This window comes from Brevibacillus sp. FIR094 (assembly GCF_050477165.1).
Classification (GTDB): Bacteria; Bacillota; Bacilli; order Brevibacillales; family Brevibacillaceae; genus Brevibacillus.
In genome coordinates, this window is sequence record NZ_JBEAES010000019.1 from 94,199 (window position 1) to 119,081 (window position 24,883).

Sequence of the window (24,883 nt, forward strand, 5' to 3'; positions counted from 1 at the left end):
TAATCCCAGCGGATTTTCGCCCGATGGCATTCCCCCTTCCAAGGTCTTTCGTGCCCTAACGGATAAAGTTATACTTGGACTTCAGTATTTTCAATTCGTTAATCACATTCGTTTTAGAGATACCAGGAATCTTGTGTAGTTTTTTGAGCAAAAATTGCGACAACTCTTCATTACTTGTTACAAGCACCTGTGTGAAAAGCTGATATTCACCAGAAGTGAGTACGATCAGCCTGATCTCTACGGTGTCCGTTAACGCTGCAACCACATCGTCCAGCTTTTCCGCATCCACAGCCACTTGAATCATCGCCTGTACGTGAAACCCTGCCTTGACTGGATTGACAATACCGACCAGACTAATGGCACCTTCGTCCTGCAATTGTTGGACGCGCATGCGGATCGTCTTTTCCGTGACCCCGAGGTCTTTCGCAATCTGGGTAAACGGCAAGCGCGCATTTCCTTGCAAGGCTCGAATGATCCCGTAGTCGATATCATCTAAATCAGGATAAAGTGATCTTCGAAAAGTCTCTTCCATATAAACACACCTTTATTCGTCTTTTTTTAACAACATTCAACCTTATTACAGCTTATTTTTAGAAAATACGGTCGAATTACATAATGATTGTTGTTACTATAATACGATTTCCGACACAGCGCAATACTTTATCTGAAAATTTCATTTTGAAAGCATTTTCATTTTATTTCTCCCTTTCTACCTATTCTTACTATAAATAATACGAAAAAAAAGAGCCTGCTCCGCTAGTGGAGAGGCTCTCTATTAATATTCGATACGGTTCGGAGATTGAGACCATGCTTCAAATGGACGCTGTCTATTCGCAAGATTGATTCTCTGAAAAGGAATGCTGCGCTCTTCATGAGGGAGAACAATCTGCTCATAAATAAACTGATCATCGAACCCGACATGCGCCGCATCTTCTTTCGTGCAAGCGTAATAGACATTGCGCGGTCTGGCCCAATAGATGGCTCCCAGACACATTGGACACGGCTCACAGCTCGTATACAGGTCACAATCGTTTAACTGGAAGGTTTGGAGATGACGACATGCTTCTCGAATCGCTTGAATTTCAGCATGTGCCGTAGGATCATTGCTCGTCGTCACTTCATTGCGTCCTCGTCCGACTACTTGCCCATCCTTCACGACAATGGCGCCAAACGGGCCACCTATTTTCTCACGTACATTTTCAAACGCAATCTGTACGGCTTGACCCATCCATGCCTCTCGTTCCATCCGCTTTCCCCCTAGCTCCTTCTCCTTTTATCCTATGTCCCTACGCATCTGGACATGCTGGAAAAGTCACTAGCGGTTCATCGATTGCTTCAAATGGAACAAGTAACGGTTTCGAATGATCCAGAAATACACACCTTGAACAACAACGAAGCTGCATAGAACAATCGCGGTCGGCTTGACCACAGAAGCGACAAGGATGAGCTTCAACAAGCTTTGCAGGGACACGAACGCCACCATGCTGTGGATAATGGCCACCACAATCGGCACGAAGAACAACAGGGCGACCTGAGTAGTGACGATCCGCGTCAACTCCGCATCCGTGAGTCCAATCTTGGAAAGCGAGCCATAATGCCGTTTGTCGTATTCCAGATCCGTATACAAACGGAAATAGAGAAAGCTTGCTGCGGCTACAAAGAACAACACGCCCACAAACAACCCGATAAAGAGCCCCATGTTCGCCATTTGTTTCATGGAGTGGTAGTATGGCGCACGAGCTGAAAACAAATAACCTTCTTCGACATGACTGATCTCTTCCTGAAGCTTGAGACTAAGCTCCTGGGTTTCCTTCCATCTCGGCACCTCGTATACAAAACGCTGTTCTTCCTTCATTTGCGGAAGCTGGTCATACACCTGATTCGGTACGACAACCAATCGCTCAAAATCAATCCCTCTGATCAACGGCGTCATATTCGTATCTGTTTTGACTGCGAGCTGCACCTTCCCCACTTGCAGCGTTTTGCTCGCTACCGAATCACCAATCCAATTGAGCAGAACGAAGGCCTCTTTATTCGTCATTTCGAGTACAGTCGAATTGGACGCTACCGCCAGCCGGTTGTAGTCAGACAGCTTGACTACTCCGACCCTTTCCTCCTGAACCAGTTCTGGCAAAACTCGCATAGCCACTTGATATTTTTCGAAGGAAAAGCCACCTTGCTGCAAGCTCGTTTCGATTAACGACAGATGCTTTACTCTCTCTGCATCGCTTTGTTTGGACTGGTATTCAAATGCAAACGGATGTGTTTTCATCACCGTAATCTGAATCGACCCAGCCAACGCTGCCAGTGTGCCAATCGCACAAAAAGCAACGGTAGAGACGATGCTGACCAAAAAAAACATCCGTGCATTATCCTTCATCCGATAGGCCAGATCAGAGAGCGTCAGGAGATTCGTACCTTTCCAATAGAAAACGCGCCGCTTCTTCAGAAAATCGATGAAGATGACGCTCAGCTGAGTAAACAACAGGTACGTTCCTACAGTCGTCAGCGCAATGACCGGAAGCATCAGCACGAGTACATTCACGCCGTCAGCCGTAAGGGCTAAGGCATAGCTCATTCCCAACAAAGCTACTGCGACCAGAGACAGCACTAACGATGCCCTCGGCTCACGCTTAGGCCGACCGCTCCCTTGCAACAGATCCAACAGACTGCGGCTTCGCAGCACAAGGACGGTAAACAGCGAAATGGCTGCGTACAAGATGAGAAACGCCACCACGGTCAAACCGATCGCTTTCCACGGGAAGTAAAACCCGAGTGCTTTTACATCCAGCAAAAATCCGGCGAACTGGAAAAACAGCTTGCCGAGAACCAGCCCGAGACCAATTCCGATGGCAATCGAGACAATGCCAATCAGCATGTTTTCCATAAATATCAGCGTGTTCCGCTGTAACGGTGTCATACCCTGGATAAAAAGAATGCCGAACTCCTTCTCCCTCTTTTTCAGGAAAGCACCGACACAATAAAAGAGAAAAAAGAAGGAGAACAGAAAAATGACGTACTCAGCCGCCATCATCCCGGTGGCTACGGACTCATGAATCTCCTGTCCGATAATTTCTGGATGAAAAATGAACATCGCATAGACGAAAAAGATTAAGACAGAAAAAACGCTACTCATGAAAAACGCAGCGTACATCCGTTTATTTCGTACAACGTTATTACACGCGAATTGTCGAAAGGTCATAAGTGTTCCCTCCCAAAAACGACAACGAGTCAATAATTTTCTGGAAGAATACCTGTCGACTCTCACCGCGATACATCTCGTTATGGAGCTGTCCGTCTTTAATAAAAATCACCCGATGGCAATAGCTGGCCGCCAAAGCATCATGCGTCACCATCATCATGGTGGTATTGTCTCTCTTATTGATCGCTTCCAGTGTCTCCATCACATTGCGCGAAGACTTGGAATCAAGGTTTCCTGTCGGCTCGTCAGCGAGCAAAAGCGATGGGGAATGAATGATCGCTCTGGCAATAGCCGTCCGTTGGCGTTGCCCCCCAGACACCTCGAAGGTCCGCTTTTCCAAAATGTCCTGAATCCCTAGCTTCTCTGCAACACTTTGCAGCTTTTCTTCCATGACCGATACTTTCTCATTGTCCAGCGTCAGCGGCAACACGATATTTTCCCCAATCGTCAACGTGTCTAAGAGATTGAATTCTTGAAACACAAAACCGAGCTCACGTCGACGAAACAGAGCGAGTTTATCTTTTTTTAAATGATGCGGATTCGTACCGTTCAAAAGAACCGCACCAGAGGTTGGTGTATCAATAGTGGAGATCATGTTTAATAGCGTAGTCTTGCCACTGCCTGAGGGGCCCATAATACCGACGAATTCGCCCTTGCGAATCGAAAAATCGATATCGGTCAGCGCGCGGTAGGTTACCTTGCCCCCGTATATTTTACTCAAGCTATTTACAGCAAGCATTTCCATGCGCCATTCCCCTTTCTTGCACTTCCAAATTCAACTATACGGAAGTGCGCATAGTCCAGCTATCGAATTAACTTTCAGCTATCTTACTTTCTTGTAAGGTTGGTACGACGGCAGACAAGACGATACGTACGATTGTCCCTTCGCCCACTTCTGATTCCATTTCCACCCCATGATGGAGCCGCCCGCAAATTTCCTTTACCAAGTACAACCCCATCCCGGTAGACTCAGGGTATTTGCGCCCGTTTTCTCCCGTAAAATACGGTTTGAACACGCGGCGAATATCTTCGGCAGGGATCCCGATTCCATAATCCTGCACTTCCAGTATGGCATGTGCTCCGCGTTCATACGCACGAATGGTGACCTTATTGCTTTTTCCTGCTGAATAACGAACGGCATTCGTCAACAATTGGTTGAGGACAAAAGCAAGCCACTTATCGTCCGATTCTACTCGCCAATTTTCATCCACTTTCACCTCGGGATACACCTGGTTGCGGATAAACAGCCGCTTGTTTTCAGCCAACACATTCTGCACCAAAGAACGCAGAGTTACGGGCTCAATCAGGAAGTCCTGTTCAAATCGGTCGAGGCGAGCTATGTACAAAACGGTTTCCAGTCCACGCTTGATCCGGTCCACTTCTTCACGGACGCTCTCTGCTGTTGGATCGTCTTCATTTTGCAGCAACAGATGAATAACCGAAATCGGCGTCTTCATCTGATGAACCCACTGCTGAATAAACGTCGTATGGTCCCGTTGCTTGTTTTCATAGGCATGCAGCTGTTCTTTGTAGAGTCGGTATTGCTCCTGACTGATGTCATCCATCGCGCGGCACAACGGTGAATTCCCGTATGTCTGGGTCAGTTCCTCTAATGACTCTACCGGCTTGCTCAGTCGCTGATAGATTGTGCGGTGAGACAAATAACGGATGGCGAGAAAAGCCCCTGCGAAAAAAACAGATAAAAACATAACGTAGACCATCAATGACTCATTCCAGTACCCATCCATCGCAAAAATCATAATCAATAAGATCAATTGGACGAGAAAAAACGCTGCGAATGGCCATTGATCTCGAAGGAACAGCTTCATTGCTCTTCCTCCCAAGTCGCACGTAAGCGATAACCGGAACCCCGAACAGTCTCGACAGCTCCCTCTAAACCTAAGTCCTTCAGCTTGCCACGCACGCGTGTGATGTAGACATTCAGCGTGTTTTCATCGACAAACTGTTCATCCCACAGCTTTTCTAGCAAACGCTCACGGCTGACGACACGCGGATGTTGATTCATCAAGGCTTCGAGCAGTAGCGCTTCCTTTTTGCTCAACTCGATTTTGGTATCGTACATAGATAACTCCATTCGCTCCAAAAACAGCTTGAGCCCCGCCACTTCAACCGTACGTTCCCCTTCTTGCGGAGCATACTGTCCGTAAGCCCGGCGTAGCTGACTGCGGATTTGCAAACCACATCGTAGTCGAACGGCTTTGTGATATAGTCATCGGCCCCATTTTCCAAGGCCATCACCTGGTCCATTTTACTTTCTCGTGCAGAGATGAACAGGATCGGGCAGTTGGACTCTTGGCGCATTTGCCGGCACCAATAAAATCCGTCAAATTTCGGTAGATTCACATCCAGCAGAACCAAATCAGGGCGCGATTGGGTAAATACCTCCATGACTCTATCGAAATGTTCAACATTGACTGTCTGAAATCCGTATTTTTCCAATTGCTCTTGCAGCAGCTGGTTGATTTTCGGGTCGTCTTCTACAATCATAATTGTGGACATCACTCATACTCCTCTCGTCTTGAGTCTCCTCCATTTCATTCTTTACTATACCATTAGAAAACTAGACTACGCCAAGCATTTGGCGTTTCTCGTACTTAGATGTCTACTGAAAAAACTTGTTGTACGTTGCTGTTGTGGAGGGGAGGAAACAGGAGAAAACGCTCAGCTTCTAGGGCCACTCCCTGTGGGATTGACTGCACGACTCCATGCAAAAAGCGAAACTGCGTCCAAAGTTGTCCTTTCTGGATGTTTTTCAGAGGTGGACGCTTAAGGGCGTGTTTCGCTTTTTGCCTTGCATCTCGGTCGGTGTCCCTAAGATATTCGCTATTTTCTCCTGTTTCCTCTACGAGCTTTCCGTATTAATCGGTTTTTTAGAGTTCTTAAAAGTATGTAAGGATGTCATCAGTAGCGACAGAGAAGAATATTTCCAGACGTAGCGACTTGTGGAGTCCAACCGTGCCCATACGACGAAGCGGCTACCACTTTTGCGTTTCCCCGCGAATCCCTTCGAAGCGGACAGTCTTAGCCCCCAGCAGGACGGAGCCTGGAGCCTAGTCTGGAAATATTCTTCTCTCCACTACAGCCACACAGTAAAAAAGGGAAGGACTTTTGTCCTCCCCTTTATGCTTGAACCTCCATCAATTGCTGCAGCTTCTTAATCCCACGGAAGTGCAGGATTTTCACGGAAGCCTCTGTCTTACCCAAAATTTCCGCGATCTCATTCATTCGCAAATCTCCGAGATAGCGCAGGGCAATCACATTGCGCTGATCCTTTGTCAGCGTGTGCACCTTATCCCACAAGACCTCGGTTGTCTCCTGATTCAGAAGGCACTCCTCCGGCAGCTTATCTGTTGCGATCATATTGCTAAATGTGTCCTGATCTACCGGACTCTCCCGCTTCTTGCGCATGTAGTCAATCAAAGCATTGTGCGCAATTCGGAAAATCCAGGCGCCAAAAGGATGGCGGCCATCGTACTGCTCCAGCTTGGAGTACACCTTGATAAACACAGTCGTTGTCAGGTCTTCCACATCCCAGACGTTTTTTACCCGGTAGCGGAAATAGCGATATATTTTAGCAGAGTAATCTTCGTAAATTTGTTGGTGACTTAATTTTGGATACATGATTGCTGTCGTCATAATCGATCTCCCGTTTCGTGATCCGTATGAATTGATTTCATTGTACGGTCGAAACGAAGCAGGAACCATCGAGTTATATTTCAGGAAGCTTACACTTTTGTAAGGTACTTATGGGCTCGTTGTAAGCTCGCACAAGTAGGTACGGAAGAGGTTTCATATCGGTTACAACTTTCAAAAGAAATCTTTAAAAATTTCTTAAGGAATTTTTTAAGTTGTCTTCAAAACCGTTGTGATGGAGGGAGAAGTCTTACCGCATGTTTTCTAGTTTACTTCGCATCAGTTAGCTCAGCGCAGTATCAATGATATTCATAACCTTTTGCTATTGAAAAGATATGGGTATCAGTTAGTTCTCCTGAGTCATTTAGGTTACCATTGCGTAAAGTACCCTCCAACGTAAAACCTGCCTTCTTAGCTACAGCTATACTTGCGTTATTCCGAGTATCACAGCGAATTTCAAGACGATTAGCTTCCAATTCAGAAATAGCAAAGTCAACGATACCTTTTACTGCCTCTGTCATTAGCCCCTCACCAGTACGCGATGTGCGTAGCCAATATCCAATTTCAAATTTGCGTACATTCCAATCAAAGCGATGAAGCCCACTACTGCCCACAAACTGCCCTGTGTTCTTTTCAAATATATGAAGGACTAAGTCTGTGCGCTCTAGAAAATTGAGCCGGGCCTTACGTACGTAAGCTTCCGAATCTTCAATGGATGGGAGGGTTTTTACAAACGGAAGCCAGGGGCTCATTTCATTTACACTCTCACGTATGGCTTCATTTACAAATTGACCATCACCCCATTGCGGTGCTCTGATCAATAATCGCTGAGTTTCTAAATGTTCCGGAAAAGAGAGTAGTAGTGGATTCATATTAGTCCTCCTTCTATCGGAATGAGTTTCCCATAATAGTAACCGCTTGGCCTCTCATTGACAATTGAGGGTAACACTGATTCATTTCAAGGAATTTACAAACAGCTACGCTTCTCCCCCACAACAGCTCCTATATAAAAAGAAACGCCCCCGAAAAATTCGAGGGCACTTGTATTTACATCAAACCAAGACGTTGGAAAATCGTATCCACATGCTTCAAGTGGTAACGATAGTCAAAGCACTCATCCAGCTCTTCCTTGGACAGTGTGGAGCTGACCGTCGCATCCTCCTCGACGATCGCACGGAAGGAGCGTTGCTCTTCCCACGCCTGCATCGCACGAGGCTGTACCGTGTCATAAGCTTGCTCGCGGCTCATGCCTTTTTCGATCAGCTTCAGCATCACTTGCTGCGAGTAGATCAATCCAAAGGTACGATCCATATTGCGCTTCATGTTCTCAGGGAACACCGTCAAGTTTTTCACGATGTTCATGAAACGGCGCAGCATGTAATTCAACGCTTGCGTCGCATCTGGCAAAATCACGCGCTCCGCAGAGGAGTGGGAAATATCCCGCTCATGCCAGAGGGAAACATTTTCATAAGAAGTGAGCATGTGTCCACGGATGACACGAGCCAGTCCGCAAATATTTTCGCTGCCGATTGGGTTGCGCTTGTGTGGCATTGCGGAAGAACCTTTTTGTCCTTTGGCAAATGCTTCTTCCACCTCGCGCATTTCGCTCTTTTGCAGACCACGAATTTCTGTCGCGAATTTCTCCAAAGAAGTTGCGATCAATGCCAATGTCGCCATGTACTCGGCGTGGCGATCACGCTGCAATGTTTGGGTCGAGATAGGCGCTGCCGACAGCCCTAGCTTCTCGCACACATACGCTTCCACGAAGGGATCGATGTTTGCGTATGTTCCAACTGCGCCAGAGATTTTGCCGTACGCCACTTCTTTTTTCGCAGCTTGAAAGCGCGCCAGGTTGCGCTTCATTTCTTCATGCCACAGGGCCAGCTTCAAGCCAAAAGTCGTAGGCTCCGCATGTACGCCATGCGTTCTGCCCATGCAAACCGTATCCTTGTGCTCACGAGCTTTGTCAGCCAAAATCTCGATGAAGTCTTGGATATCACCCTCCAAAATTTCGTTCGCCTGACGCAGCAGGTAAGACAGAGCAGTATCCACCACATCTGTAGAAGTCAGTCCGTAATGCACCCACTTCTTTTCTTCGCCCAAGGTTTCCGATACCGCACGGGTAAACGCCACCACATCATGGCGTGTCTCTTCTTCGATCTCATAGATTCTGTTCATGTCAAAAGTAGCTTTTTCCCACAGCTTTTTCACGTCTTCCTCAGGAATGACGCCCAGCTTGGACCATGCTTCACACGCGAGAATTTCTACTTCCAGCCACGCTTTGAATTTGTTTTCTTCCATCCAAATGGCGCGCATTTCCGGTCGGGAATAACGTTCGATCATGATAATACCTCCGATGTATTCGTCCAGATTTTCAGCTCATCAATCAGGGTGAGCGCTTCTTCTACAGTAGGGGCGAGCACATTGATATGCCCCATTTTTCGCTTGGCCTTGCTCTCTGCTTTTCCATACAAATGGAGCTTGGCTGTGCGCGGCAGCTTGTCGATCTGATCGATGACAGGCTGTAAATGCTCTCCCAAAATATTAACCATCACGACGCTCGAGAGCAACTCTGTAGATCCCAAAGGCAGATTGCAAACCGCCCGAACATGCTGCTCAAACTGCGAAGTGACACAAGCATCCATGGTAAAATGCCCGGAGTTATGCGGTCGCGGCGCCAATTCATTGACATACAACTGATCATCTTCGGTCAAAAACAGCTCAACTGCAATGAGTCCGACCACATCCAGCTTTTCTACAATCGTGCGGGCAATTTCTTCCGCGCGGGCTGCTACTTCAGCCGAAATACGAGCTGGAACAATGCTCAAGTGTAGGATATTTTCCTGATGAATATTTTCTGACACAGGAAAAACAGCCAGTTCTCCCGCAGGATTGCGTGCAGCAACAACAGACAGCTCCATTTGGAATGGTACAAATTGTTCCACGATCAGCTCTGTACCTGCTTTGGACAGCGTTTCATACGCCTCCGCCAGTTCAGCCTCGCTCCTCAATACCCATTGCCCTTTGCCGTCATAGCCACCAGTTGCGGTCTTCATAACAGCAGGCAGTCCCAGTTCACGCACGGCGTTCTGTAAATCCTCCAAGCTATTCACGACACAAAACGGAGCAACAGGAATGCCGATCTCGCGAATAGCGGTCTTTTCCCGAATCCGATTCTGGGTGATGCGCAAAAGACGGCTCCCCTGCGGTACATAAGCCCGGCTCTCCAACACTTCAGCCACCTGTGCATCGACGTTTTCAAATTCATAGGAAATGACATCACTGACCGAGGCAAGCTGCATCGCTGCTTCTACATCATCGTAGCTGGCAACAATTTGCCGATCAGCCGTTTGGCCGCATGGTGCGTCTGCTGTCGGGTCCATTGTGACAAAGCGGTAGCCCATAGCTCGTCCCGCAAGAGCAATCATCCGTCCAAGCTGTCCTCCGCCGAGTATTCCTAGGGTCGATCCTGGTTTGATTTGCTTACGGTCTTTGGTCGTCATTCGAGTTCACTAGCCTCCAGCACCTTATTGCGTACATCATCACGTCTTTGTACGAACCGCTCTTGTACGTCTGGATATTTGATCCCCAAAATTTGCGCAGCCAATAACCCTGCATTGATGGCTCCAGCTTTTCCGATCGCAACCGTCGCCACAGGTACGCCCCCTGGCATTTGCACAATCGACAAAAGCGAGTCGAGACCATTCAAGTTGGATGATTTCACCGGGACACCAATGACAGGCAACTCTGTCTTAGCAGCCACCATTCCTGGCAAATGCGCTGCACCGCCTGCACCCGCAATAACGACTTCCAAGCCGCGGCTTTTAGCGGTCTCAGCATACGTAAACATCAAGTCTGGCGTTCTGTGTGCAGACACGACCTTCTTTTCATACGGTACCTGCAATTCGTCCAAAATTGCGCAAGCTTCCTTCATTGTTTCCCAGTCTGACGTACTGCCCATAATGACTCCTACCAAAGGCTGTAGCATGAACCATTCGCCCCCTACGTTTTGTAACATCAGAAGAAAACCCAACCGACTAACGGCTTTTCGCGCCGCTCTCATCGCCTGGGCTATTCGAACTCGTTTTTACTCAACGTATTCAGTGTAGCAGGGAGAAAGTTTGCCTGTCAACCTCGTTTCCGAACATTTAAAAATGATGGATCATAAATTATTCGTGTTTGCCTTTTTCTACCCATTTGTTTGCCGCTTCGGCTTTCTCTAACTCAATCCGAAGCCAATAATCCAAATAGGGACTGGCATCTGCCCCGGCAGCTGTAGACAATAGCGCTGTGATTTGTTCCCCATTTGCCTGTTTGTATTGATGATCTCGTACATATTGACGCAACACCTGATGCAGTCGTTCGACTCCCCATTCTTCTTTCAAGTTCCACCACATGGAACCCGCTCTCCCGTAGACGAGGTCATTGTAGCTCCTCCAGTCTGGAAAAGCCGCCACGGACGACTTCGCAGTGACTCCTTGGTTTGCATATCCTTCCGCTGCACGTGCTTGGCCTAGCCGCATCTGAATATACGCTTGTGAACGTACGGGGGACTTTTGCTGCAAAAATACCATCGTCGCATAATCCGTCAGTCCCTCATCCAGCCAAGCTTCTCGCACCTCGTCGTTTCCGACCAACCCGTAAAACCACTGATGTGCCGTTTCATGCGCTACGACCGCTTCCCCCATGGCATCGCTACGGTCAAAAAACTCCTGGGCAATAAAGACGAGGCTAGGGTATTCCATTCCGCCAAAGAAGCCGCCTGTCTTGACAACATCGTATTCCTTATACGGATACACCCCGAACTGTTTTCCGTAATAGTCGAGAGACTCCCTAGCAGTCTCATGTATTCGTTCTACGTTTTGCGGGTCATCACTTTTCTGCACCCACGTACGTACGATAGTTTCCCCGACCTTGCCAGATATGGGCTGGTACGTATCGTCCATGACGACAAGGGCAAAATCCCGAACGTTCCATGCGTCCACCTCATAGATTTTTAGCCGTTGTGGTCTCGTTTCGGTGATGACAGCTACACTCTCCAATCCACTCGTAGCAAGCTGGTACCCCTCTGATAGCTGCACACGCAAATGATAATTCGCCACATCCGAGTAAAAAGGATCGCCAATTGCAGAATAAGGATCGAGCCGCCAGCCTCCTGCATCCTTCACCGCCAGGATCGGTAGCCAGTTACCCAGCCACATTGCATGATCATGGTAAGACATTCGCCCGTTGTTATAAGGAACCTCGAGCTGAAAATTCATATCCACCACCGTTTCAGCAGACGATGTTCTTGCAGGAAGAGGCACTTGTAAAAGCGTATTGGTCTTTCCTGCATACTGTACGCCGACACTTTTTCCGTTTACCCGCACTTCGCTTATCTTGATACCACCAGGCTCACGCTGTCTACCCAGCACAACCTCCCAGTTTTCACCACTGAGAGCAGCATTTGCAGAAAAAGCATTGGGATATAGATGAAAAAAAGCTTGGTCATCTTGTGGCACAAAACGAGCCGTCAGCATGCCTTTCACCACGTGCTTGTTCATATCGATTTGTACGTCGGCCTTGTAAGTAACTGCAGCCTGCCTGTGATCAATCGGCACAATCTCATGAGCATCTAAGCCTGCCTGCCCTGCCCAAGGACGAACGGTCAAGATTACAGTCAAAACGACTCCTACTGCCACGATGACCACCCAATGCTTCCGCCACATCGTGATCCCCTGCCTTCGATTACTTCTTCTGATGCTTGAGACGTTGGCGCTCCAGCCATGCTGCTGCCTGTTCCTGCTGGGACATGTCTACTTTCAACCAATAACCCAAGAAGGCGCTTGCATCTTCTCCTGCCATCTCAGATAGAAAATCTCCCCATTCCTTTCCAGTCACAACCTGATAACGGTACTTCTCGACATACTGTTTCAAAACGTTATGTACCCTTTCTTCCCCCCACGCTCCCTGCAATAGCCACAGCATCGAGGACGGACGGGAATAGACGAGATCGCTATAGCTCTGATTATCAGGAAATGCAGACAGTGCTTGCCAAGAACGCTGTTCCTCTCCCACGTAATACTGAACAGAGGTACCCTGCGCAAGCCGTCTGCGCACCCGTTCTGCTCCCAACAGCGGGTCTTGCTGAGATAAATACGAGAGCGTCACGTACTCTGTGAATCCCTCATCCAGCCATGCTTCCTTTACCTGATTATTTCCGAGCAAGCCGTAAAACCACTGGTGTGCCGTCTCATGGACAACCGTGACGATACCTGTTTCTTCCCCAGAAAAGAAATGACGTCCGTCGAGAAAGACCAATGCTGGGTACTCCATCCCATTAATCGCGCCACCAGTCCTTACCACATCGTATTCGGTATATGGATAAGCACCCAATTGATGATGAAAATAGGCGAGAGACTTCGCTGCTGCTTCATGAATCTGCTCAGCAGTTGCCGGATCATCTGTTTTCCGCCACCATGTTCGGACGACTGTTTCGCCTACCTTCGTTTCCATTCGCTGATAGGAGGCATCCATAACGACTAGGGCAAAATCCCTCACATTTTCTGCACCGAGCTGTATCGTCTTTTCTCCTTCACGAGCAGAAACCTGCTTCGCGGCCCTGTCTGGCGCTGTGCTCGCCAGTTGATAGTCTTTTGGCAGCGTCACGTTCACCTCATAATCTGCGTTCTCACTGTAAAATGGATCACCAACAGGCTCATAGGGATCGAGATGCCAGCCTTCCTTGTCGTACACCGCAAGAACAGGGAGCCAGTTCCCCAGCCAGATCGATTGGTCATCGTACGACATCCTCCCGTCGTTTTTCGGAAGAGTCATCTCGAATTCCAACACAATCTTTCGTGGGCCCGTCCCTTCTTCTAGAGGCACTTCGAGGATGTTCAGGTCTTTTGTCTGTTTGCCGACAACCGCTTCTCCATCGACCAAGAGCTTTTTATTAGTGTATGAGCCAAGCGTTGGACCATTGCCTAAAAGTTCCTCCCATAGCATGCCTTGATGCTCTTCTGTAAATACGTTCGGATAAAGATGGAGATAGGCACGAGTAGGGTCTTTTGGCCAAAGGTAATCGTTACGGTTCCTGCTACTTCTTTCTTGATTGGATCAATTCGCACATCAGCCTGATAGAGCGGTTTACGCTTAAGCGCAGTACCCTCCTCAGCATTTACAGGCAACATCCACGTCAAAAACAATAAGCTACAACCTACCATTGAGACCCATTTCTTCACGCCATCTCCCCCTTTTCTCTACTGTACAAAAAATGGAAGAAAAAGACTATCCTTCCTCTTTACCCTGATAGCTTGTTGGACAGCCACTTTTCAACCAACTCCAAAGGAACCGGCTGTTCCGTTCCCTCTCGCATATCTCGGACGACGACCTGCCCACTGTTCACTTCATTTTCCCCATAGATCAAGGCAAAAACAAAGCCTTCTTTGTTTGCATAATCGAGTGCTTTTTTCAGTCTTCTACCTGTCAGCTCCAGCTCGACTCTGATACCGCTCTCCCGCAATCGATTGGCCAGGCCAAGACTAGACGCTTCAGTCCCGAGGGGAATGACGAGTACATCGGCAGCTTTTTGATCTTCCGTGTTGCGATTTGCCAACGCTGCCAGAATGACATCCAATCCGAACGAAATCCCTACAGCGGGATACTCTCGTCCATCATCCAAAAGCCGACCGATGATCTGATCGTAACGTCCCCCACTGCCAATACTGGACGTAATACTTCCATCCTGCAAAAAGATCTCATACACAGTTCCCGTGTAGATCCCTAAGCCCCTTGCCAAAAACGGCGCGAAACGAAGCTCCCCACCTACACCCGCTCCTTTTACATAGGCAAACATATCGCGCAGCTCCCGAATCCCTTCTTGAACAAGCGGGGATGCAAAGCGCTCTGCCAACAGATCTAGGGTAATCACACCTTCTTGCAGGAAAGACGTAATCGCCAAAACGAGTGGCTCCTCGACATTTCGCTCCCGCAAGTCATCACGCACTCCGTCCACGCCGATTTTTTCGACCTTATCTAGCGACAGCATGACATCCCCGGCCCGCATGGCGGGAACTCCCAGCTCCTGAAGCACCCCGGATAACAGCTTGCGGTTGTTGACCTCAATGTACACGTCGAGCCCCAGCCGCTTGAATGCCTCAAACGCCATACTGAGCAATTCTGCTTCAGCCAGCACCGATGTCGTTCCCACGATATCGACATCGCATTGAATAAATTCGCGCAAACGCCCGGTTTTTACTGGACCGTCCCGAAATACTTTTCCGATCTCGTACCGCTTGAAAGGCATCCGCATCTCAGGATTCATGCCCACTACCTTCGTTAATGGTACGGTCAGATCATAGCGCAGCCCAAGCTCCCTATCTCCTTGGTCGCTCAAGCGATACACTTCCTTCAAGATTTCATCTCCGCCGCCGTACTTGGATGCTAGCAATTCGTAGTGCTGCAGCATAGGCGTCTCCAAAGGTTTGCAGCCGTATGTCTCGAATACCGCTTCGAGTGTCCGTCGTATCCAGTTTCGTTGCATTTGCTCCTGCGGCATGAAATCTTTTGTGCCTTTTACCGTTTTTAATACTTCGTTTTCCATCAGAAACACCCTTTCTTTTTTCAAATAGAGAAAACCAAAAAAGCCATGCAAGGCAACTTCCTGCCCGCATGGCTTCCTAAATACACCACCGCAGGCACGAAGCACAAGAAGCGCTTGCACCTGCGGAAAAATTTCCGAAGATACAAACGCTCTACGTGTGGTGATGCTGTTGAAGGAACATGTTTAGACCTGTCATAGTTATTGGTCCATCCTTCCATGAAAAAAGATTTTTCCTATCATAGCGTAAAAAAAGCTCCCCGTCCAGTAGACGAAGAGCTTGATTCCCAAAAAATTCTATTCGCGCAACCAGATGAAGTACGCCAGGAAGACGAAGAACAGCACATACATCGCCGGATGCACTTCGCGAGCCTTGCCCTTCATTACCTTCATCACCGGATAAACGATGAAGCCCGTCGCAATACCTGTTGCAATACTGTAAGTCAATGGCATCAACAAAATCGTCAGGAATGCAGGGAATGCTTCATCCAGGTCATCCCAAGCCACTTTGGCAATGTGAGAAGCCATCAGAACACCGACGATAATGAGCGCTGGTGCCGTAACCGCTGGTGTCACAATTGCGAGAATCGGCGAGAAGAACAACGCCAGAAGGAACATAGTCCCTGTGACAACTGCGGTAAATCCGGAGCGTCCGCCTGCTGCTACCCCTGCTGTCGATTCAACATAAGCTGTAGTGGTAGATGTACCGAGTACTGCACCTGCCATACCTGCAATCGCATCGGAAGCGAGTGCTTTCCCTGGACGTGGCAAATTGCCGTCTTCACGGAGCAATCCAGCTTGGTTCGCTACACCCAAGAGCGTACCCGTCGCGTCGAAAAAGTCTACAAACAAGAACGTCAAAACAACAATCAGCATATTCATGGTGAACAATGCGGATGGATCACCGAGATATTGGAACGCAGCACCGAATGTAGGAGCAAGGCTCGGTGGTGCAGAAACGACTTGCTCAGGCAGATTCACCAGTCCGAAAAACATCCCCGTAATCGCTGTAATCAACATTCCGATAAAGATACCCGCATTGATTTTGCGAGAAAGCAGAATGACCGTCACAATTAGACCAAACACAGCAAGCAATGCATTTTTCGCTGCCAAAATTTCTTCCGGCTTCATGCCCTCGTGATAGAAGGTCAGATGTCCCAATGCTACGAAGGTGGCATCATTTGCTACGATGATACCCGCGTTTTTCAAACCGATAAAGGCAATAAAAAGTCCAATCCCTGCTGAAACTGCGTATTTCAAGCTTTGTGGAATCGCTTTGATGATCGCTTCACGAACACCTGTCAGGGACAGAATCAAAAAGATCGTACAAGAAAGGAATACGCCAGCCAAAGCCTGTTGCCAAGGAATTTGCATCGTCAGAACGACGGTATAAGTGAAAAATGCGTTCAATCCCATACCCGGAGCTTGACCGATCGGCAAACGTCCGAGAATACCCATTAACAGCGTACCGAGAGCAGCCGCCAAAGCCGTTGCGGTAAAGACAGCCCCAAATTCAGGGTAGTTCGCTTTTAAATCTGGCGGTAGATCAGCACCACTGAGAATGAATGGATTGACAGCCAAGATATAAGCCATTGCCAAAAAAGTAGTGATACCTGCGATAATTTCGCGACGGTAATTGGTGCCTAGCTTGTCAAACTCGAAATACTTCCGCACCTATAAGTCCCCCCATACTAATCTTGTGGCAAGAAAAAAGGCCTCGACGCTCTTATCATGCGCCTGGCCATCAAACAAAACTCTCCGGGAATAATTCCAAATATAATAACAAAATCAGATCCCGATGACATTTTGTTCGTAGCCAGGTCGTTAATGGCGACCATGTAGAAACTCTCGAGCCATATTCTCAAGAATATACGAACCTTCCTATATTACCTGCTCACATTGAGAAGTGTATCAGGTGACATAGGGAATGTCAACGAAAATACGAACGTTCATTTTTGGAAAGAGATTAATATCCGGATATTTTATAATAATACCTGTGTTATACTTGCATTGATTCTTCCAAATTTCAACAATCTCTTTTAGGGTGATTCAAAATGAGCTATATGGATGCTTGGGAGCGAATAATAGCGGAGCAGGAGCGAGAACGTGACCAGCTTCGAGTCAATCGAATAACCATACGGGTCGACGATAAGAAAAAGAGCAAACACAACGTTCATCAAAAGGAAAAGGTCATCGAATATGGCTTTGTAGAACGTGATTTGTATGACGAGAATTTATATGGAAGGTTTGAACTCTATTTCGCCGATCGCGACACTCTTCTCCAGCAAGATCGGTTTGGAGTTGAAGTTGCTTTTGGTGAGCTTACAGATGAACATGCCGTTGCCACTGCAATCTTCTCCTATTTAGCGGCGCACTATTCTCCGTTTTTAGAGGAAACTCCCTTCGCTATCAGCTATAACCCTTTTGCAGAAGCTTGGATTATCGAAGGAACTCTTCCTCCGGGATGGCTAGGCGGGGTCATTTATATTGCTCTTGCAAAAGAAAATGGACAGCTTCTCATGATGTATGGAACGAGATAATTCTTGCTCATAAAAAAAACTCTCTTTTATTCGCAAATCACGCAAATAAAAGAGAGTCATTTTTTGCTCCTATTCCCACTCAATTGTTGCTGGTGGTTTGGACGTTACGTCATACACAATGCGGTTTACATTGTCTACTTCATTCACGATACGTACAGAGATTTTCTCCAATACATCCCACGGAATGCGCGCCCAGTCAGCGGTCATACCATCAATGGACGTTACCGCACGAATCCCTACTGTGTAAGAATACGTACGAACATCTCCCATTACACCTACGGTCGTCATGTTTGGCAAAGCTGTGAAGTACTGCCAGATTTCTCGTTCGAGACCTGCCTTGGCAATCTCCTCACGCAAGATCGCATCGGATTCACGAACGATCTTCAGTTTTTCTTCTGTAACTTCACCCAAAACACGAATGCCGAGGCCTGGTCCTGGGAATGGCTGACGCCAAACAATCTCATCTGGCAAGCCCAGCTCTGTACCCAGTCTGCGTACTTCGTCTTTGAACAATGTTTTCAATGGTTCAATCAACGTGAACTTCATGTCTTCTGGCAAACCGCCTACGTTGTGGTGCGATTTGATCGTTTGCGCAGTTGCTGTTCCACTTTCCACGATATCGGTGTACAGCGTACCTTGTGCCAAGAAGTCCATATCTGTCAGCTTGGCTGCTTCTTCATCGAATACATAAATGAACTCGTTACCGATGATTTTGCGCTTTTGCTCTGGGTCAGATACACCTTTGAGCTTGCTCATGAAACGCTCACGCGCATCGATCTTGATCACTTTCATGGAGAACTTCTCAGAGAATGTTTCCATTACGCCTTCTGCTTCCCCTTGACGCAGAAGACCGTGGTCAACGAACATGCACGTCAATTGATCGCCAATCGCTCTGTGAATCAGCGCTGCTACTACGGAAGAATCCACACCGCCGCTCAACGCACACAGTACTTGCTTATTGCCAACTGTTTCACGAATGCGAACCAGCTCGTCTTCGATGAACGTCGTCATGCTCCAATTCGCTTCACATCCACAAATGTTGAACAGGAAGTTTCCAATGAACTCCGTACCTTTTTGGGTATGAACTACTTCTGGATGGAACTGTACGCCGTACAGCTGGCGCTCAGGGTTGCTGATCGCAGCTACCGGGCAGCTGTCGCTTACCGCATCAATGACAAATCCGGTTGGGAGCTCCACTACTTTGTCAGAGTGGCTCATCCACACGATTTCGCTTGTGTCCCATTTGTCATACAAGCTGTGTTTTTGCTGCATACGCAATTCAGCTTTTCCGTACTCGCGTTTACCCGCGCGTTCTACTTTTCCTCCCGTCAAATGGCTCATCAACTGCATTCCGTAGCAAATACCCAATACAGGCAAGCCCAGATCAAAAATTGCAGGGTCTACAGTTGGTGCTCCCTCTTCGTACACGCTAGCAGGTCCGCCAGAGAAAATAATCCCTTTTGGATTCATCTCTTTAATCTTTTCAACAGGTGTATTGAACGGTATCAGTTCACTATAAACACCCAGATCGCGTACACGGCGCGCGATCAACTGATTGTACTGGCCTCCGAAATCGAGTACGACGACCATTTCCATTGACTTGTCCATCATATCCCCCTTCTCCTGTAACATACAGGACGTGCAAGTGTCGGCATGCCATGCCAAGTTGTCGCATATTTGCAAAAAAGCTAGGACTGCCATCTCCGATAAACAATACGGAGGCAACGTCCCAGCTTGTGTACACATGTGCGGTTTGCATGTACAAAAATCCGATGTGCTCTCCTCGTAGTCGCCAAATTTACGGTCTAGCGGTAGAAACTTTCAGGCCCTATTCCTGATCATTATACGAGTCTCATTGATCGTCATTCTAGCAGATGGAACGGCATTGTTCAAGGCTTCAATTGACGGATTAACCGTTCGAGTATTTGCTCTGCTATTGTTCTCGCCTTTTGTTCCATATGTTTGTAGCCATACACGGTACGTTCGTACAGCTCCGTCAAATAGCGCAGGTCTTGTCGCTTGTCTGCCGGCAGGGTCATCCTGCCCACGTACTCCCGCAACGTTTCTCCTGGCTGTCTGCGCGTGTAGACTCGCTCCATCATTCGCATCAGCAGATGGTACCGATCCGGGAACTCACTGCTTCGCTCTTGATTCAGTTGCCTGCGCATCCACCATAGCTGGATGTCTTGTCTGCGGCGCCACGCGATAATTCCTGCTACGATAGCGGCTACAGCCAATCCCGCATTTACTTGCCAAGGAATTTTAATCCAACTTCCTGCCGGGCTGTCGCCCTCTTCCAGCTCATTGAAACGTCCATCTCCACGATCGATATTCGTTTGATTCTCCATGTTTGGCAATGGAAGGGGGATCTGCGGCTGTGAGGTGACCAGATCATAATTAAAACGAACAGGTGACATGAATGTACTCGTCGCTTCAAAAGGAACCCAACCAACCCCCGGGAAGTATACCTCTACCCACGAGTGAGCATCCTTGTTACGCACTTCTACAGTCTCGTAGTTAAACGCATCCGTTCCCACTCGTTCACCTGGAGCAAAGCCCTTGACCCAACGTGTTGGGATATCCAGGGTACGAAGCATAACCGCCATCGAAGTGGAGAAATGGTCACAGTACCCTCGAAGGCTGTCAAACAAGAAGTGATCGACAAAGTCCTGACCTTCTGCAGCGACTGGAACGTCTTTCGTTTCATACTTATATTTTCCACTTGAGCGCAAGTAATTCTCGATCGCTCTCACTTTGTCATAAGGAGTCTTGGAATCCTTCGTAATCGTTGCAGCAAGCTCTCTTACTCGCGGAGGCACCGAGGCTGGCACTTGCAAGTAGCGCTCTTTGATATCATCCGGATAGTTCGTCCCGGCATTCGTCACGGCCTTTTCACTGACAATCGGTACTTCTGTCTCGACCTTGTATTGATTCAGTTTGAGCAAAAGAGGATTGGGGCCGTACTCTGGCCGACCGTTTTTCTCACTCAGCTGAACCAAGTTGATTTTTCCTGCTCGTACTTCGAGTTGCTGATTCATTTTGTCATAAACAACCGTTGCCTCTGGTGGAGCGTAATTGCTCACCTGTTTCAGCTGACCTTGATAAAAGACAGTCGGGAACTGCTGCGGACCTTTAAACTCTAATGTAGCTTGTACCTTCTTCGTTTCAAGCCCTTGGAACAACGTATTCTCCCATGTATAGGTTTGCGGGTCCAGGATCGACTCGTACTCTCTATCGCCTTTTTCCCAACCAACTCCCGTATACACGTCCTTCGAGTCACCGCGCCAATAGCTGCGCTCATTCGTCTTTGCAATAAACACTAATGTGTTATCTTGCATGAAAGGACCGCCCAACCGTTCGTCGTTGTTGTCGTATCCTACTTTTTTCATTACACCAACAGGCGTATCGTTTCCTTTCCCTGTTAAAAAGGCGATCGGATCAGGCCATGACGGTCCTGACTTCGGTGCAGCATAACCGATGCCTATACAGACCATAATGACCATCACCGAAGCCAGCAGTGAGTTGAGCATGATTCGGCTTCTCTTCCCTGCTAGTGTTGCCATATTCGTCATCTTCATCAGATGGCTAATGGCCAGCATCAGGAAACCAATGATCAGCGTCCGTACAACCCCTGCACTAGCATCATACGGGAGAAACGTATCCAACACAGCCAAATACATTTCCGTCAAAAAGACAAACCATAAGCCTTGCCGTTGTTCCAGCACGAGATACGTTAACATTGTCACTAACAACACCAAAACGAGATCAAACATGGTATTCCGCGACAAGATCGACATGTTGGCCCAATCCTGTTGAAACGCTAACGGAAGATCGTGAATCATCTGTCCGTACAATTCGCCAATCCATTCCGTGTCAAAAAACGGTTTGTCAAATAAAGTAGCATGCAAAAGCACCATTAACCCTAGAGCCTTGATCGGCAAGGTTAGCCACCTATATGGGATCAAAAGGTCGATGATAATGACTCCAGCCACAAGTGCATAAAACGGCCACAGAACGCCCGTATCGGTTAATGTCTGTAGCGGAAGAAACCACTCTCTTAACATCAGGAACAGAAAAAGGGCCAAGACCCATTCCCAAATCGTTGGACGCTTCCAAACGCTCATGAGTCTAAGCACCTCCAATCCGTTTCCACTCTTGATCATCCATGTGAATAGACGTACATGTTACTTTGTTTGCGCCAAGTAGCTGCAACGCTTGCTTTTGTTCAGGCGAAATCGTTGACTCGTTCTGCATGAGAAACAACTGCACCCGTCTACCTTTTTGAGCCAGTGTGATCAAACGACTGATCAGCGTTTTTTCTACATGCGGTGTAATAATAATCAAAGTGACACCTTGAAGCTGCTCCAATGATTCTCTTCCCACAATTCTTGCAAATAACTCTTGTCCTTCTGGTGCGACACGAGCTAATTGATCAAAAACTCTGAGGAAATGAGCATGGGACAGACCTGGTGGTATTGATATGCGTTCTGCTTGCTTGTACACAAGCCCATAATGGTATTGATTCCGATTGGCGTAAGCGATCAGACTCGCAGCTAGCTTCACTGCTGTTTCGAACAAGTGCACAGGCTTCCCTTGGTAGCTCGCCTTCTCCACATCCAGGAAAAAGACAGCCTGATTCATCGCCTGATGCTCAAACTCTTTCGTCTTCAGACCTGTCCCACGTGCGGAAGCTCGCCAATGAATTTGGCTCAACCGATCGCCCCGATGATAGTCTCTTACGCCGCGTACTGCTGCTACGTCGTCAGAGCGTCGATGGGAAACATGCACCGTCCCACTGAAGCTACCATCACCTAGGGCCCAATGGGTCAATTCTTTGTATTTTGGATAAACGAGAAATTCCTGAGAAATCGAATAAACCTTCCGACGCTCAAAGAATCCAAAAAAATCCCCGCCGCTCACTACACATTCATCGAGACGATAGTATCCACGCGGTACATTGGGTATGACATAACGAAATTCGACTTCCCTTTTGAACCACGGGAATATCAGTTGTCGATGCGGCTCATACACACCAGCCAGTCTCGCCGGCAATGGCTCCATAATCATATTCCATCCCAGCGGAAACCAAATCCTTCGGCGCAGGCGTATCGTTACAATGACATCTTCCCCATCCTGTAGACGATTGCGATCTAGTTCACGCTCGACTTCTAGCTTCGTGAACATAAGTACATAAGCGACAATTTCATACAGGAGAAACACCAAACTACTATAGAAAAGAAACCAGCTTGAGAAGCCACCTTGAAATTTTGCGAATAAATACGTGATCAGGACTAATGCAATCGCCTTGAGCCTACCCCACCTTTGCTGTCTCATCTGCAATCACCGCCTTAGCTTACCGGGACACGGGTCTCAGACAAGATCATAGCCAACACCCGATCTACGGTTGCTCCTTCCAGTCTTGCTTCTGGTTTCACAATCATACGGTGTGCAAACACTACTGGAACTAGTTCCTTCACGTCATCTGGAATGACATAGTCACGTCCACGAACAAAGGCCAACGCCTGAACAGCCCGGAAAAGAGCCAGGGAACCTCGCGGGCTTACGCCTAGATAGATGTGATGATGCTCACGTGTACGATGACCTAGACGCACGATGTATTCTTTTATTCCTTCCGAAACCTTAATCGTGGATACCTGGCGTTGAAGTTCCGCTAGCTCGGCGGTGGTCATAACCGGCTGAAGCTCTTCCAATGGATTCGCTGCCGAGAATCTGGACAGCATCCGCATTTCTTCCTCTACCGTTGGATACCCCAAGCTTAATTGCATGAAAAATCGGTCCAATTGAGCTTCAGGTAATGGGAAGGTCCCTTCATACTCTAATGGGTTTTGCGTAGCCATCACAAAAAACGGCTCTGCCAATCGATACGTAGCACCATCAATTGTTACCGAGCGCTCTTCCATGGCTTCCAAGAGTGCGGATTGTGTTTTTGGCGAAGTCCGATTGATTTCGTCTGCAAGAATGACATTTGCAAAAATCGGCCCTTGACGGAACTCAAACTCCAGACTTTTTTGATTAAAGATAGCAACCCCTGTCACATCCGTTGGCAACAAATCTGGGGTAAATTGAATACGTTTAAACTCACCGCTGATTGATTTGGACAATGCCCGTACCATCATGGTCTTCCCAACGCCTGGTACATCTTCAAGCAAAACGTGACCATTCGCTAGAATAGCCGCTACCATCAGCTCAATCACGGAGCGTTTACCAATCAATACTTTTTCTATATTATCGACTAAACTGGCTATTGCAGGATTTACTTGTTCCAATTTGATAGGGTTCATGTTGATACAACTCCTGTTCCATGATATTCTTCCGCAGGTTTGTAACAGCTGTTCCTCCATGCTTTCAGTGTAATTCTAAAGTAATGGATGCAAATAGGAGATACAAGGGAAAAATGCTTAAAATTTGCAAAAATACACAAGTCATTATAAAAAAAAGAGTAGGATCTATTCCTACTCTTCGGTTTCATATGAAATATGGCGTGCCCTGAGAGATTCGAACTCCCGACCTTTTGATTCGTAGTCAAACGCTCTATCCAGCTGAGCTAAGGGCACAAATAAATGGAGCGGACGAAGGGTCTCGAACCCTCGACCTTCGCCTTGGCAAGGCGACGCTCTACCAATTGAGCTACGTCCGCATGTTACATCTTATGTTGTTTGTACTGAGGACAAAGCTTTCTGTCATAGTATGGTGCGGGTGAAGGGACTTGAACCCCCACGGTTGCCCGCCAGAACCTAAATCTGGTGCGTCTGCCATTCCGCCACACCCGCATTTTACTTAGAACAGAAAAGGTATTACTCGTACTATCACGCAGCTCTGCTTGTTCAGCAAAAAAACTGGTGAGCCATGAAGGACTCGAACCTTCGACCCTCTGATTAAAAGTCA

The 24,883-nt window shown here is 47.7% G+C and carries 20 protein-coding genes, 3 tRNA genes, 1 pseudogene and 2 riboswitches; of the genes and pseudogenes, 1 reads left to right on the forward strand and 23 read right to left on the reverse strand.

What is annotated here, in order from left to right; all coding sequences use genetic code 11:
• Window positions 1–55 precede the first annotated feature (55 nt).
• The 16 genes and pseudogenes from ACQ5DJ_RS18170 to ACQ5DJ_RS18245 all read right to left on the reverse strand — a co-directional run bounded on the left by ACQ5DJ_RS18170 (window position 56) and on the right by ACQ5DJ_RS18245 (window position 17,111).
• Window positions 56–532, reverse strand: a complete 477-nt coding sequence (locus ACQ5DJ_RS18170; protein ID WP_376898130.1) for an Lrp/AsnC family transcriptional regulator — start codon at window positions 530–532, stop codon at window positions 56–58.
• A 243-nt stretch (window positions 533–775) separates the two neighbouring features.
• The gene (locus ACQ5DJ_RS18175) at window positions 776–1,246 is read right to left on the reverse strand and encodes a nucleoside deaminase (RefSeq protein WP_429843704.1); all 471 of its coding nucleotides are present in this window, start codon (window positions 1,244–1,246) and stop codon (window positions 776–778) included.
• 69 nt (window positions 1,247–1,315) lie between these two features.
• The gene (locus ACQ5DJ_RS18180; RefSeq protein WP_429843705.1) at window positions 1,316–3,202 is read right to left on the reverse strand and encodes an FtsX-like permease family protein; all 1,887 of its coding nucleotides are present in this window, start codon (window positions 3,200–3,202) and stop codon (window positions 1,316–1,318) included.
• Entirely contained in the window at window positions 3,177–3,947 is a 771-nt protein-coding gene (locus ACQ5DJ_RS18185) for an ABC transporter ATP-binding protein (RefSeq protein ID WP_429843706.1), read from the reverse strand. Before ACQ5DJ_RS18185 ends, ACQ5DJ_RS18180 begins: the two co-directional genes overlap by 26 nt.
• 67 nt (window positions 3,948–4,014) lie before the next feature.
• Window positions 4,015–5,031, reverse strand: coding sequence for a sensor histidine kinase (locus tag ACQ5DJ_RS18190; RefSeq protein WP_429843707.1), 1,017 nt, complete (start codon window positions 5,029–5,031; stop codon window positions 4,015–4,017).
• A pseudogene (locus ACQ5DJ_RS18195) lies at window positions 5,028–5,722 on the reverse strand (response regulator transcription factor). Before ACQ5DJ_RS18195 ends, ACQ5DJ_RS18190 begins: the two are co-directional and overlap by 4 nt.
• Window positions 5,723–6,343: 621 nt before the next feature.
• Window positions 6,344–6,859 (reverse strand): RNA polymerase sigma factor, encoded by a 516-nt coding sequence (locus ACQ5DJ_RS18200; protein ID WP_429843708.1) that lies wholly within the window; start codon window positions 6,857–6,859, stop codon window positions 6,344–6,346.
• Between the two features lie 296 nt (window positions 6,860–7,155).
• On the reverse strand, window positions 7,156–7,728 hold the full coding sequence (locus tag ACQ5DJ_RS18205; RefSeq protein WP_429843709.1) for a GNAT family N-acetyltransferase: 573 nt from the start codon (window positions 7,726–7,728) through the stop codon (window positions 7,156–7,158).
• A 175-nt stretch (window positions 7,729–7,903) separates the two neighbouring features.
• Window positions 7,904–9,199: an adenylosuccinate lyase gene (gene purB, locus ACQ5DJ_RS18210; RefSeq protein ID WP_429843710.1), complete on the reverse strand. Its 1,296-nt coding sequence runs from the start codon at window positions 9,197–9,199 to the stop codon at window positions 7,904–7,906.
• Window positions 9,196–10,359 (reverse strand): 5-(carboxyamino)imidazole ribonucleotide synthase, encoded by a 1,164-nt coding sequence (gene purK / locus ACQ5DJ_RS18215; protein ID WP_429843711.1) that lies wholly within the window; start codon window positions 10,357–10,359, stop codon window positions 9,196–9,198. The genes purB and purK overlap by 4 nt, the downstream gene beginning before the upstream one ends.
• Complete coding sequence (purE, locus tag ACQ5DJ_RS18220) at window positions 10,356–10,844, reverse strand: 5-(carboxyamino)imidazole ribonucleotide mutase (RefSeq protein WP_429843712.1); 489 nt, start codon at window positions 10,842–10,844, stop codon at window positions 10,356–10,358. The genes purK and purE overlap by 4 nt, the downstream gene beginning before the upstream one ends.
• A gap of 181 nt (window positions 10,845–11,025) precedes the next feature.
• The gene (locus ACQ5DJ_RS18225) at window positions 11,026–12,564 is read right to left on the reverse strand and encodes a M1 family metallopeptidase (RefSeq protein ID WP_429843713.1); all 1,539 of its coding nucleotides are present in this window, start codon (window positions 12,562–12,564) and stop codon (window positions 11,026–11,028) included.
• Window positions 12,565–12,583: 19 nt separating this feature from the next.
• Complete coding sequence (locus tag ACQ5DJ_RS18230; protein WP_429843714.1) at window positions 12,584–13,843, reverse strand: M1 family metallopeptidase; 1,260 nt, start codon at window positions 13,841–13,843, stop codon at window positions 12,584–12,586.
• Window positions 13,822–14,079, reverse strand: a complete 258-nt coding sequence (locus ACQ5DJ_RS18235; protein WP_429843715.1) for a hypothetical protein — start codon at window positions 14,077–14,079, stop codon at window positions 13,822–13,824. The genes ACQ5DJ_RS18230 and ACQ5DJ_RS18235 overlap by 22 nt, the downstream gene beginning before the upstream one ends.
• Before the next feature lie 59 nt (window positions 14,080–14,138).
• Window positions 14,139–15,440 (reverse strand): histidine--tRNA ligase, encoded by a 1,302-nt coding sequence (locus ACQ5DJ_RS18240; protein ID WP_429843716.1) that lies wholly within the window; start codon window positions 15,438–15,440, stop codon window positions 14,139–14,141.
• A 294-nt stretch (window positions 15,441–15,734) separates the two neighbouring features.
• Window positions 15,735–17,111 carry an NCS2 family permease gene (locus ACQ5DJ_RS18245; protein WP_429843717.1) on the reverse strand — a complete coding sequence of 459 codons (1,377 nt, stop codon included), beginning with the start codon at window positions 17,109–17,111 and terminating at the stop codon, window positions 15,735–15,737.
• 119 nt (window positions 17,112–17,230) lie between these two features.
• Window positions 17,231–17,332: riboswitch (purine riboswitch) on the reverse strand.
• Between the two features lie 159 nt (window positions 17,333–17,491).
• Here ACQ5DJ_RS18245 and ACQ5DJ_RS18250 point away from each other — a divergent pair.
• Window positions 17,492–17,977, forward strand: coding sequence for an NTF2 fold immunity protein (locus ACQ5DJ_RS18250; RefSeq protein ID WP_429843718.1), 486 nt, complete (start codon window positions 17,492–17,494; stop codon window positions 17,975–17,977).
• 69 nt (window positions 17,978–18,046) lie between these two features.
• Here ACQ5DJ_RS18250 and guaA read toward each other — a convergent pair whose 3' ends face one another.
• The 7 genes from guaA to ACQ5DJ_RS18285 form a co-directional block, all read right to left on the reverse strand.
• Window positions 18,047–19,585, reverse strand: a complete 1,539-nt coding sequence (guaA, locus tag ACQ5DJ_RS18255) for a glutamine-hydrolyzing GMP synthase (protein WP_429843723.1) — start codon at window positions 19,583–19,585, stop codon at window positions 18,047–18,049.
• Window positions 19,586–19,743: 158 nt separating this feature from the next.
• A riboswitch (purine riboswitch) is annotated at window positions 19,744–19,846 on the reverse strand.
• Between the two features lie 20 nt (window positions 19,847–19,866).
• The gene (locus ACQ5DJ_RS18260; RefSeq protein WP_429843719.1) at window positions 19,867–22,101 is read right to left on the reverse strand and encodes a DUF4129 domain-containing transglutaminase family protein; all 2,235 of its coding nucleotides are present in this window, start codon (window positions 22,099–22,101) and stop codon (window positions 19,867–19,869) included.
• Between the two features lie 4 nt (window positions 22,102–22,105).
• On the reverse strand, window positions 22,106–23,311 hold the full coding sequence (locus ACQ5DJ_RS18265; protein WP_429843720.1) for a DUF58 domain-containing protein: 1,206 nt from the start codon (window positions 23,309–23,311) through the stop codon (window positions 22,106–22,108).
• A gap of 14 nt (window positions 23,312–23,325) precedes the next feature.
• Window positions 23,326–24,279 carry an AAA family ATPase gene (locus ACQ5DJ_RS18270; protein ID WP_429843721.1) on the reverse strand — a complete coding sequence of 318 codons (954 nt, stop codon included), beginning with the start codon at window positions 24,277–24,279 and terminating at the stop codon, window positions 23,326–23,328.
• A gap of 196 nt (window positions 24,280–24,475) precedes the next feature.
• Window positions 24,476–24,552, reverse strand: a tRNA-Arg gene (locus ACQ5DJ_RS18275).
• A gap of 7 nt (window positions 24,553–24,559) precedes the next feature.
• Window positions 24,560–24,635, reverse strand: a tRNA-Gly gene (locus ACQ5DJ_RS18280).
• A 51-nt stretch (window positions 24,636–24,686) separates the two neighbouring features.
• Window positions 24,687–24,768 (reverse strand) — tRNA-Leu (locus ACQ5DJ_RS18285).
• Window positions 24,769–24,883 lie beyond the last annotated feature (115 nt).